This is a genomic window from Nonomuraea sp. H19, from assembly GCF_052068215.1.
In the GTDB taxonomy this organism is placed as follows: Bacteria; Actinomycetota; Actinomycetes; order Streptosporangiales; family Streptosporangiaceae; genus Nonomuraea.
The window spans coordinates 27,225-38,175 of the sequence record NZ_JBQHCV010000001.1 but is presented as its reverse complement, the minus strand read 5'-3'; the positions used below and the strand labels follow the sequence as shown (position 1 = coordinate 38,175).

The 10,951-nt window shown below is 70.4% G+C and carries 11 protein-coding genes; 7 read left to right on the top strand and 4 right to left on the bottom strand.

Annotated elements, in window-relative coordinates; all coding sequences use genetic code 11:
- The first annotated feature begins 3 nt into the window (after positions 1 to 3).
- Genes ACTMTI_RS00245 through ACTMTI_RS00230 form a run of 4 tightly spaced genes read left to right on the top strand, consistent with a single transcriptional unit; the run spans position 4 to position 3,390 of the window.
- Complete coding sequence (locus tag ACTMTI_RS00245) at positions 4 to 912, top strand: ABC transporter ATP-binding protein (RefSeq protein ID WP_441117360.1); 909 nt, start codon at positions 4 to 6, stop codon at positions 910 to 912.
- The gene (locus ACTMTI_RS00240) at positions 905 to 1,762 is read left to right on the top strand and encodes an ABC transporter permease (RefSeq protein WP_441117359.1); all 858 of its coding nucleotides are present in this window, start codon (positions 905 to 907) and stop codon (positions 1,760 to 1,762) included. The genes ACTMTI_RS00245 and ACTMTI_RS00240 overlap by 8 nt, the downstream gene beginning before the upstream one ends.
- A complete protein-coding gene (locus tag ACTMTI_RS00235) occupies positions 1,759 to 2,673 on the top strand; it encodes an ABC transporter ATP-binding protein (protein WP_441117358.1) in 915 nt (304 codons plus the stop codon). The genes ACTMTI_RS00240 and ACTMTI_RS00235 overlap by 4 nt, the downstream gene beginning before the upstream one ends.
- Positions 2,674 to 3,390, top strand: a complete 717-nt coding sequence (locus ACTMTI_RS00230; protein WP_441117357.1) for an ABC transporter permease subunit — start codon at positions 2,674 to 2,676, stop codon at positions 3,388 to 3,390.
- A 47-nt stretch (positions 3,391 to 3,437) separates the two neighbouring features.
- Here the strand turns inward: ACTMTI_RS00230 and glmM are convergent, their stop codons facing one another.
- The 3 genes from glmM to rplM are packed head-to-tail and all read right to left on the bottom strand — an operon-like array spanning position 3,438 to position 5,777.
- Positions 3,438 to 4,784, bottom strand: coding sequence for a phosphoglucosamine mutase (gene glmM, locus ACTMTI_RS00225; RefSeq protein ID WP_441117356.1), 1,347 nt, complete (start codon positions 4,782 to 4,784; stop codon positions 3,438 to 3,440).
- A 1-nt stretch (position 4,785) separates the two neighbouring features.
- Positions 4,786 to 5,307, bottom strand: a complete 522-nt coding sequence (gene rpsI / locus ACTMTI_RS00220; RefSeq protein WP_441117355.1) for a 30S ribosomal protein S9 — start codon at positions 5,305 to 5,307, stop codon at positions 4,786 to 4,788.
- A gap of 26 nt (positions 5,308 to 5,333) precedes the next feature.
- Complete coding sequence (gene rplM, locus ACTMTI_RS00215) at positions 5,334 to 5,777, bottom strand: 50S ribosomal protein L13 (protein ID WP_397113291.1); 444 nt, start codon at positions 5,775 to 5,777, stop codon at positions 5,334 to 5,336.
- 372 nt (positions 5,778 to 6,149) lie between these two features.
- On the opposite strand from rplM, the gene ACTMTI_RS00210 reads away from it, so the two are divergent.
- The 3 genes from ACTMTI_RS00210 (at position 6,150) to ACTMTI_RS00200 (ending at position 10,085) form a co-directional block, all read left to right on the top strand.
- Positions 6,150 to 6,854, top strand: a complete 705-nt coding sequence (locus ACTMTI_RS00210) for a CAP domain-containing protein (protein WP_441117353.1) — start codon at positions 6,150 to 6,152, stop codon at positions 6,852 to 6,854.
- Between the two features lie 59 nt (positions 6,855 to 6,913).
- Positions 6,914 to 7,759: a hypothetical protein gene (locus ACTMTI_RS00205; protein ID WP_441117352.1), complete on the top strand. Its 846-nt coding sequence runs from the start codon at positions 6,914 to 6,916 to the stop codon at positions 7,757 to 7,759.
- Between the two features lie 340 nt (positions 7,760 to 8,099).
- On the top strand, positions 8,100 to 10,085 hold the full coding sequence (locus tag ACTMTI_RS00200; protein WP_441117350.1) for a hypothetical protein: 1,986 nt from the start codon (positions 8,100 to 8,102) through the stop codon (positions 10,083 to 10,085).
- On the opposite strand, the gene truA is transcribed toward ACTMTI_RS00200, so the two are convergent.
- Positions 10,053 to 10,928, bottom strand: coding sequence for a tRNA pseudouridine(38-40) synthase TruA (gene truA, locus ACTMTI_RS00195; RefSeq protein ID WP_441117349.1), 876 nt, complete (start codon positions 10,926 to 10,928; stop codon positions 10,053 to 10,055). The genes ACTMTI_RS00200 and truA overlap by 33 nt on opposite strands.
- Positions 10,929 to 10,951 lie beyond the last annotated feature (23 nt).

Sequence of the window (10,951 nt, the reverse complement as noted above, 5' to 3'; positions counted from 1 at the left end):
CACATGCACATCCTCGCCACCGAGGGGCTGACCAAACGCTTCCCCACCGTCACCGCGGTCGACCAGCTCACGGTCGCCGTGGGATCCGGAGTCACCGGCCTGGTCGGGGCGAACGGCGCGGGCAAGTCGACGCTGATCAAGATCCTGCTCGGCCTGCTGCCGCCCACCGGCGGCGGCGCCCGCGTGCTCGATCTGGACGTGACCACGCAGGGCGCCGAGATCCGCAGGCTCGTCGGCTACATGCCGGAGCACGAATGCCTGCCTCCCGACGTCTCCGCCACCGAGCTGGTCGTCCACCTCGCCCAGATGTCCGGGCTGCCGCGCACGGCCGCCCGCGAGCGCGCCGCCGACGTGCTGCGCCATGTCGGCCTGGCCGAAGAGCGCTACCGGGCGATCGGCGGCTACTCCACCGGCATGAAGCAGCGGGTCAAGCTGGCCCAAGCCCTCGTGCACGACCCCAAACTGATCTTCCTCGACGAGCCGACCAACGGCCTCGACCCGCGCGGCCGCGACGAGATGCTGGCGTTGATCAGGCGCATCGGCACCGAGTTCGGCATCAGCGTGCTGGTCACCTCCCACCTGCTGGGCGAGCTGGAGCGCATCTGCGACCACGTGATCGTCATCGACGCCGGGCGGCTGCTGCGCTCCTCGTCGATCGGCGAGTTCACCCAGGCCACGCAGACCGTCACGGTCGAGGTCGAGGAGGGCACGGAGGCGTTGGCGGACCGTCTGACCGAGGCCGGCCAGACCGTCTCGCCGCAGGGCCGCCTGCTCGTGGTCAAGGTGCTGGGCCCGGAGACGTTCGACGCGATCAGGGACGCCGCCGTCGACCTGGACCTCTGCCTGATCCGCCTGGAGCAGGGACGTCACCGTATCGAGGACGTCTTCAGGGAGGAGGTCGCTGGTGTCTGAGATCTACGACATCGGCTACCGCCATTACGACGGGGCCCGGCTGGGGCGCGGCTACTCGACCAGGGCGCTGGCCGTGCACAGTCTGCGCGGCATCTTCGGCCTCGGGCGCACGGCCCGCAGCAAGATCATGCCGTTCGCCCTGGCCACCATCATGCTCCTGCCCGCCGTCGTGAACATCGCCGCGATGGCCCTGGCCCAGCAGCGCATCATCGCCTACAGCGGCTTCGCGGTCATCATGCAGGCCGTAGTGGCGATCTTCCTGGCCTCGCAGGCGCCCACCGTCGTCGCGCCCGACCTGCGCCACCGCGTGCTGCCTCTCTACCTGTCGCGTCCCGTCTCGATCGCCGAGTACGTCGGCGCGAAGGTGGCCGCGATGACCGTGGCGCTGTTCGTGCTGGTGGCGCTGCCGCTCACGCTGATGTACACGGGCGAGCTGGTGGTCGACCTGCCGGGGCCGCCCGCGACCGGCGAATACGCCGGCGCCGTGGTCATGGCGCTGGTGCTGGCGGTGCTGCTGTCGGCGTTCGGCCTGGCGCTGGCCTCGTTCACGCCGCGGCGCGGGCTCGGCGTGGCCTCGGTGATCGTCGTCTACCTGCTGTCGTTCGCGTCGGTCCCGCTGGTCTACGAGTCGCTGAGGTCGACGGGCAACGAGTCCGGGGCCGCCTGGGCGTGGCTGATGAACCCGTTCTGGCTGGTCGACTCCGTACAGTCCTGGCTGTTCGGCACCCCGCCGCACGCCTTCGAGGGCGACTACCCCAGCGGACCGGCCTCGGCGGCGATCCTGGTGATCCTGATCGGCGCCGGCCTGGCCGCTCTCGCGCTGCGCTACAGGAAGGCGGCCGCGCGATGAAGATCGAGCTCTCGCAGGCGTCCCGCTGGTACGGCAACGTGGTGGCCGTCAACGACGTGACGATGACGATCGGCCCCGGCGTCACCGGCCTGCTCGGCCCCAACGGCGCGGGCAAGTCGACGCTTCTGCACATGATGGCCGGCTTCCTGGCCCCTTCGGGCGGCACGGTGACGCTGGACGGCACCCGCGTCTGGAAGAACCACCACATTTACCGAAATATCGGCCTGGTTCCGGAACGGGAGGGCGTGTATGGCTTCCTGACCGGCTGGCAGTTCGTCCTCTCCGCCGCCCGGCTCCACGGCCTGCGCGACCCGGTCGAGGCCGCCCGCAAGGCCCTCGCCACCGTCGAGATGGAAGAGCCGAAGGACCGGCGCGTGGAGACGTACTCCAAGGGCATGCGCCAGCGCGTCAAGGTGGCCGCCGCCCTCGTCCACGACCCGCCGGTGCTGCTGCTGGACGAGCCGTTCAACGGCATGGACCCGCGCCAGCGCCTGCACCTGATGGACCTGATCCGCGCCATGGGCACAGCCGGCAAGACGATCCTGTTCAGCTCCCACATCCTGGAGGAGGTCGAGCGGGTCGCCCAGCACATCGAGGTCCTGGTGGCGGGGCGGCACGCGGCGTCGGGCAATTTCCGCGAGATCCGGCGCCTGATGACCGACCGGCCGCACCTGTTCATGATCCGGTCGAGCGACGACAGGAAACTGGCCGCCGCGCTCATCCGCGACCAGTCGGCCGGGGGCATCACGCTCCGCCCAGACGGCCTGGAGGTCCAGGCGACCGAGTTCCGCCGCTTCGCCCGGCTCCTGCCCCGGGTGGCCCAGGCGGAGGGCGTGCACCTGCACCAGGTCTCCCCGGCCGACGAGGACCTGGAGAGCGTCTTCTCCTACCTGATCACCAGGAGCACCTGAATGAATACCGTCGTGGCGGGCATCACTTACCGCGCTTTGCTGGGCCGCCGGCGCATCATCCTGCTCCTGCTGCTCCCACTGGCCCTGATCGGCCTGGCCGTGCTGTTCCGCCTCGTCGGCGACGGCGACCAGCGCACGGCCGTGCTGCTGTTGCAGAACTTCGGGATCGGCACCATGCTCCCGCTGCTCGGCCTCATCGCGGGCACGGGCGTCATCGCCCCGGAGATCGACGACGGCACCATCATCCACCTGATGTCCAAGCCCATCTCCCGCCCGGTCATCGCGCAGACGAAGTTCCTGGTGGCGGCCTCGCTGCTGGCCGTGTTCGCGGCCGTGCCGACGTACGTGTCGGGCTGGCTCCTGGTCCGCGACGAGGACGGCATCGCGGCCGGTTTCGCGCTGGGCGCCCTGGTGGCCGGCATCGCGTACGCCGCCGTCTTCCTCCTGCTGGGCATCGTGACCCGGCACGCGGTCACGATCGGCATCATCTACGCCTTGGTCTGGGAGAGCGTGGTGGGCAACTTCATGCCCGGCGCCCGCAAGTTCTCCATCCAGTATTGGGGCCAGTCGATAGCCGACCAGGTCACCGACTCGCCCTTCTTCAAGACGGACGTCCCGCTGAGCTTCGCCATACCAGCGCTGCTCATCGTCACGGTCGGCGGCGTCTTCTGGGCGGGCCGGCGGCTGCGTGCCTTCTCGCTCACGGGCGACGAATAGACGAACGGCCCGCGGGGGTCACCCCCGCGGGCCGTCGTCGAAAGGTTTCAGGCGCAGGCCGTGCGGACCACGTCCGCGAGGCGGCTCGCCACCTGCGTGGCGTGCTCCTCCGACGCGGCCTCGACCATCACCCGGATCATCGGCTCGGTCCCGCTCGGCCTGATCAGGACCCGCCCCGTCTCCCCCAGCTCCTTCTCCGCCTCGGCGATGGCGGCGACGAGCTCGGGCTCGGAGGCCTTGCCCTTGTCCACGCCCTTGACGTTGATCAGGATCTGCGGCAGCGGCGTCATCACCGAGGCCAGCTCCTTCAGCGGCACGCCTGCCTTGGCCACCACGCCCATCAGGTGGAGCGAGGTGAGCAGGCCGTCGCCGGTGGTGGCGTGGTCCAGCATGATGACGTGGCCGGACTGCTCGCCGCCCAGGTTGTAGCCGTCGGACTTCATGCGTTCGAGCACGTAGCGGTCGCCGACCGCGGTCTCCACCACGGTGATCCCCGTATCGCGCATCGCCAGCTTGAAGCCCAGGTTGGACATCACGGTCGCGACCACGGTTTCCTTGGCCAGCAGACCTTCGCCGTGCATGGCGGCGGCGAGGATGGCCATGATGTGGTCGCCGTCGATGATCGCACCCGTGTGGTCGACCGCCAGGCAGCGGTCGGCGTCGCCGTCATAGGCCACGCCCAGGTCGGCCCCGCGCGAGATGACCACCTGCTGGAGCTTGTCCAGGTGAGTGGAGCCATACCCGGCGTTGATGTTGAGGCCGTCGGGCCTGGCGCCGATGGCCTCAACCCTGGCGCCCGCACGCACCAGCGCCTCGGGAGCCACCATGTGGGCGGCGCCGTGAGCGCAGTCGACCACGACGTTCAGGCCGTCGAGTGTGGCGCTGACCGTGGTGAGCACGTGCGAGATGTAGCGGTCGGCCTCGCCGTACGCGTCCCGCACCCGGCCCACGCCCGAGCCGATGGGAAAGCTCCAGTCCTCGCCGAGACGCCGCTCGATCTCGTCCTCGACCGCGTCGGACAGCTTGAAGCCGCCGCGGGCCAGGAACTTGATGCCGTTGTCCGGCGCCGCGTTGTGCGAGGCCGACAGCATGACGCCGAGATCGGCGCCGAGCGCCGCGGTGAGGTGGGCGACGGCCGGGGTGGGCAGCACGCCGAGGCGCAGCACATCCACACCGGACGCCGCGAGGCCGGCGACCACAGCGGCCTCGAGGAACTCCCCCGAGGCACGCGGATCCCGGCCCACGACCGCTACCGGACGGCGTCCGGTAGCGGCGAACGCGCCTGCATCGCCGAGGACGTGAGCCGCCGCGACCGCGAGGTCCATGGCGAGCTCAGCGGTGAGATCGCGCCCCGCGACCCCACGTACCCCGTCGGTGCCGAAAAGGCGCGCCAACTTAGCGCTTGCTGTACTGCGGAGCCTTGCGGGCCTTCTTGAGGCCGTACTTCTTCCGCTCCGTGGCGCGCGCGTCACGGGTGAGGAAGCCGGCCTTCTTCAGCGGCGGCCGGTTGCCGTCGACGTCCAGGATCGCCAGGGCGCGGGACAGGCCCATGCGCAGCGCGCCGGCCTGGCCGGTCACGCCGCCGCCGTCGATGCGCGCGATGACGTCGAACGCCTCTTCGGCGCCGAGCACCACGAAGGGCTCGTTGACGATCTGCTGGTGGACCTTGTTCGGGAAGTAGGCGTCCAGCGAACGACCGTTGATCGTCCACTTGCCGGTGCCGGGGACGATGCGCACGCGGGCGATCGCCTCCTTGCGGCGGCCGGTGCCGTACGAGTTGCCCGTGGTGACGGGCTTGCGCACGGGTGCGTCGGCGCTGGCAGCGGACTCGGTGGTGTACTCGGACGGGAAGTCCTCGCCGGAGAACTCCTCCAGCTCGGGCTCGACGGCCGTCTCGACACCAGTGGGCTCAGCCACGGTTCTCCTCTAACTCTTTCGTACTACTACTGGGCGATCTGGGTGATCTGGAACGGCACCGGCTGCTGCGCCTGGTGCGGGTGCTCGGAACCCGCGTAGACCTTCAGCTTCTTGATCATCTTCCGGCCGAGGGAGTTCTTGGGCAGCATGCCCTTGACGGCCTTCTCGACGGCCTTGTCGGGCCGCTTCTCCATGAGCTCGCCGTACGAGACGGAACGCAGACCGCCCGGGTAGCCCGAGTGGCGGTAGGCCTTCTTCTGCTCAAGCTTGTTGCCGCTCAGCGCGATCTTGTCCGCGTTGATGATGATGACGAAGTCACCGGTGTCGACGTGGTTGGCGAAGATCGGCTTGTGCTTGCCGCGGAGCAGGGTCGCGACGTGGCTGGCCAGCCGGCCCAGCACGACATCGGTCGCGTCGATGACGTACCACTGACGCTGGACGTCGGCGGGCTTCGGTGAGTACGTGCGCACGGTCGTAGCCTTCTTTATGCTCGCGTCTTCGGCGCTGTCGGATGTGACAGCAACATTGGTCGGTCGGTGCGGGCACACGACGGCCCGGACCTTCCGTCTCCGCAGAACGGGAGATGACGCCGGACGCGCCGCGCATTGGTCTCGCTGGACCTATGCACACAACGAACGATTAGGCTACCTGCACATAGGTGCGCTGGTCAAAAGACCGGTAACCTGCGCCCGAGTTTACCCGACAGCAGAACGGTTCGATTTCGTTTCCCTGGGACCCCTTCTTTCCCAGGACCAGACATCCCTATCGTTAGCTGCGGTATGTGGCAGAACACTCACACCCGGCCAACCCAGCGGGGCGCTCGGCGCCGGAGTCATCTGGGCGTGTTGACCTGCCTCATGGCGGCGGTCCTGTTCGCGGGCGTGCTGATCGGCCGGATGAGCGACGATCCGCCGTCGGGCCCGCACATCTACCTCAACGGCACCGCCCCGCCCGCCGCCGCCACGGCCAACCCCGCGCCGACGACGGCGAAGAAGGCGCAGCCGCAGGCGCAGAGCATCCCCAGGGAGATCACGACCAGGAAGGTCCCGCGCGGCGCGGCCACCCCCAAGCCGTCCGCCAAGACGCCGGACGGCCAGATCCCCGGCTTCGACGCGCAGGAGGACCCCACTCGCGTGCTCGGCGGCGACCAGTCGTCCGTCAGTGTGATCCCCGGCATGGCGTCCAAGGTCGTCTCCCTCACCAACACCGCCAGGTCCCGGCACGGATGCGGGCCGCTCAGGGTCGACGGCGGGCTGACGCGCTCGGCGCGTACGCACTCGCTGGAGATGGCCAGGACCGGCCGGCTCTCGCACAACTCCCCCAACGGCGCGTCCCCGTGGGATCGCATGGAACGCGCCGGATACCACTTCGGCGCGGCCGAGAACATCGGCGCCGGCTACGGCACCCCCGAAGAGGCGGTGCGCGGCTGGCTCGACAGCCCCGACCATCGCAAGAACATCCTGGACTGCCGGCTGAAGGCCATCGGCGTCGGCGTCGCCTCCGGCCCCAACGGGCCCTGGTGGACGCAGGACTTCGGCACCCAGTGACCCTCCCCGCTTTGCCCGCCGGCGGCGATCCGCGCCGGACCGCACGGTAATGTCGCCGCATGGCTTTTCCCGAGGAACGTGAAACCGGCACGGAGAGCGCTCCCCGTCGCTCACGGAAGGAACGCGCCGCCAGCGATCCCGAGAAGGCGCCACAGAGCAGCAGGGTCGGCTGGAGTCCGTACGACGAGGGCCCGCGCTCGCGCGCGCCGCTGTGGTTCGCGCTCAGCGGCGTCGCGGTGCTCGCCCTGCTCGGCGGTGGCATCGCCTGGATGTGGAACGCCAAGGGCCCCGCCGTCGTGGAGACCGCCGCCCCCCGCCAGACGTCCGCGCCGCTGCCGTCGGTCCCGCCCGGCAAGTACGGCTTCGCGGCCGACCGCTCCACCGACCCGGACGCGATCACAGTCAAGGAGATCTTCGGCAAGCAGAAGAAGCTCACGGTCTCGGGCCGCGGCTACGAGATGACGATCACCAGCAAGGACAAGAAGTGCACCGACGGCGCTCTGGGCGACAAGCTGCAGAAGGCGCTCAAGGCCGGCAAGTGCAACCAGCTCGTCCGTGCCAGCTTCCGCGACAAGGCGGGCAAGGTGATCGGCACGGTCGGCGTGGCCAACCTCACGACGAGCAAGACCGCGAGCAAGGTTGCCAAGATCGGCGACGCGAAGAACTACGTGAAGCCGCTGACAGGTAAGGACAGTGTCACCAAGTTCCTCGGCTCGGGCAGCGGCGGCGCCAAGATCTGGACGTACGGGCACTACGCGATCATGGTGTGGTTCCAGAACAAGGACGGCACGAAGCCGGACAAAAAGGGCTCCAAGCGGCTCTTCCAGGCCATCGACGACATCACCCAGGCGACGGTGTTCAAGGCGCTGGACAACCGGAGCCTGACCGGCAGCCCGTTGACGTAATCCGGCTTTGTATGCGTTAAGCCCCCAAACGGAAGGCCGGCTGCCGGTGGGAACGTTCATACCGACATAACGATCTCGCTACTCTCGCTAGGCTCCCCTTATGCGTGGCCAGGAACCCGGGTCTGAGCACGATCGCAGGGAAGCCGACCGTTCGGCCGAACCAGCGACGCCACCGCCGAGCTTCGGTCAGACCAACGGGGCAGACGTTCCATCGGCGTTCATTCCCTCTGAGGAAGCGGACGACGCCGAGACGCGATCCGTCATCCCAGCCCTCCAGGGGCCACCGCCCGGCTTGCCCGAGCGGGCGGGGACGGAGCCGGGTAGCGCGCAGCCATGGGAGGTGTCAGGAGACGACGCCGCACCTTACGACTGGTTCGCCGACCACACCGACCCCAACGGCTTCCCGCTGCCCGGGCAGGCGCCCGCCGGCTCCGCTCAGGCCGGACCCGGAGCCGCGGACACCACACGGACCGAGCACGAACCGGCGGCCGATCAGACGGGATCGGGCCACGGGCCGGGCGGTGCGGCGCACTCCGATCAAGTGCCGGCCGCCCAGGAGCCCGCCACCACCCCATGGGCGGCCCAGGGACCCGCAGAGACCTCATGGGCCGCGCAGGAACCCGCAGAGACCCCATGGGCCGCTCAGGGACCCGCAGAGGCCCCACAGGCCGCCCAGGAGCCCGCCACCACCCCGTGGGCCGCCCAGGAGTCCGACGCGACCCCATGGGCCGCCCAGGGGCCTCCCACAACCCCGTGGGCCGTTCCGGGAAAGGCCGCCCACGCATGGAACAAGCCGGGCAAGGATTTGCCGTCCTGGCCCGGCAAGCCGGTGGTGCCCGGTGCGCCGCCGTGGGAGCCGCCGCCCGCGTTCACCGCCGCGGCGGCGGGCATGCCGGTATGGCCCGCGCCCTTGTCGGACGCGCACGCCATGCCGCCCTGGCCGGCCGCCACGGGCGAGCTGGTGGCCGAGCCCGACGCCGAAGAGCCGGACGCCCCCGCCTTCGCCCCGAACGCCACCGACTCCGACGACACCAGGCCGGCTCACTCCTTCAATCCGGAAGCCGCGAGTCCGGAAGCCGCGAAACGGGAAACCATCGAGCCGCGGGCAGCCACCCCGGAACCCGCCCCGTCGCAGTCCGCCCTGCCGCAGTCCGCCCCGTCGCAGTCCGCCCCGTCGCAGGAAGACGCGCCGGAGGAAGGCCCATCACAGCAACAGGAGACGGCCTTCCTGTCCGCCCCGATCGCACCGGAACGCGAGGACACCCGCCCCATCTCCCACGCGGACATCGCACGACCGATCCCTGAGGACACCACCAAACCAGTCGTCCCCTTCACCCCGAACGCCGCCGAACGCGCACCTGCCCCGCTCTTCGACCCGGGGGCCACGGGGCCCGCCCGCCCGGCGGAGCCCGGCGACGTACCGGTCTGGCCGCCCCTTCCCCCGACCAGCCAGAAACTCCCCGACTTGCCATTCGCCAGAGAGTCCTGGGGCCAGCGGCCCTCGACGTCGCTCGAACCGCACACCCCGCCCCAGGGCAACCCCACGTTCCCGCCTGGAGCGTTCAAACAGCCGCCGTTCCAGATCCCGCCGCCGCCACCTCCACCGGGCAAGAGCAAGCGCGCCCTGCTCGTGACGCTCGGCGCGCTGGCCCTGGCCGGCGTGGCCACCGGCGGCTTCTTCGCCTGGCAGTCCGTCAGCTCCCCCACGCCCACCACGGCCGCCGCCCGGCCCACCGCGTCCGCGCAGCCGAGCGAAGCGGCGCCGGCCGCGAGCCCGCCCGTCGACGCGCCGGGCGCGTCCGTGCTCAACTCCGAGGAGACCGACCCGCAGAAGCTGTCGCTGTCGGAGGCGTTCCCGAAGAAGAAAGTGAGCGCGGCGGGCACCACGTTCACCAGGGTCAAGGCCGACATGGAGACGAGCTGCGACAATGCGGCCGCGGGAGCCTTCGCCGACGCGCTGAAGGAGCAGAAGTGCAGCCGCGTGCTGCGGGCCACGTACGTCGACAGCAAGCGCCGCTATGCCGTCACCACCGGCATCGCCGTGCTGCCGACCAAGGACGCGGCCACGGCCGTCGACCAGGCGAAGAACCTCAGCAAGAACGTCTGGTTCCGGCCCCTGCCGGGGGCGGCTGGTTCGGGCGGCGAGCGTGTGCACATCGCCGGCGGCTACGCGGCCGGCCTGGTGTGGGGCCGCTACATCGTCTTCAGCTACGCCACCCACGCCGACGGCCACACCCCGGCGGCCAAGGAGAAGTCGCTGCCCAAGGTCAGCAGCGCGTTCCGGGACGAGACCTCACTCGTCCTCGATCGCCGCGTCACCGACTGAGAGGGTGCGGACCCGCCGCGTGGCCTCGACGCGCGCGGCGAGCTCCGGCTCCGGCGGGTAGCCCACCTCCTCCAGGCACAGCCCGTGGGCGGGCGCCACGTGCACCCCTGAATCGCGTACGGCCCGCGTCAGCACCTCGCCGGGCCACTCCGCCGGTCGCCGCCCGTCACCGGCGGCCAGCAGGGAGCCGACCAGCGCGCGCACCATCGAATGGCAGAACGCGTCGGCCACGACGGTGGCCACGAGGATCCCGTCCGGCTGGCGTACCCACTCCAGCCGCTGCAGCTCCCTGATCGTCGTGGCCCCTTCGCGCTTCTTGCAGAATGCCGCGAAGTCGTGCTCGCCGATCAGCCGCGCCGCCGCCGCGTTGAGCGCGCCGAGATCCAGTGGCCGGTTGTGCCAGACCACCTCGCGCCGCCGCAGCGGGTCGACCCCGCCGGCCGTGTCGCTCACCCGGTACGCGTAGCGCCGGAACAGTGCCGAGAATCGTGCGTCGAAGCCCTCAGGAGCCACCGAGACCCGATGAATCCGTACGTCGGGTGTCAAGACCCCGCCCAGCCGCCTCACGAGCGCAGAGAGCCTCTCATCGACGTTCAGCGGCCCCCGGTTCCCGTCCAGCTCGGCCAGCGACTCGCCGGGCACATCCACGTGGGCCACCTGGCCGCGCGCGTGCACCCCCGCGTCGGTACGGCCGGCGACGGTCAGCATGGCGGGCCCGCCGAGGCGCAGGATCCTGCCGAGTGCCTGCTCGATCTCGCCCTGGACCGTGCGCCGCCCCGGCTGCCTGGCCCACCCCGCGAAGTCGGTCCCGTCGTACGCGAGGTCGAGGCGGAGCCGTACCACGATGATCCTCCTTCATCGAAAAG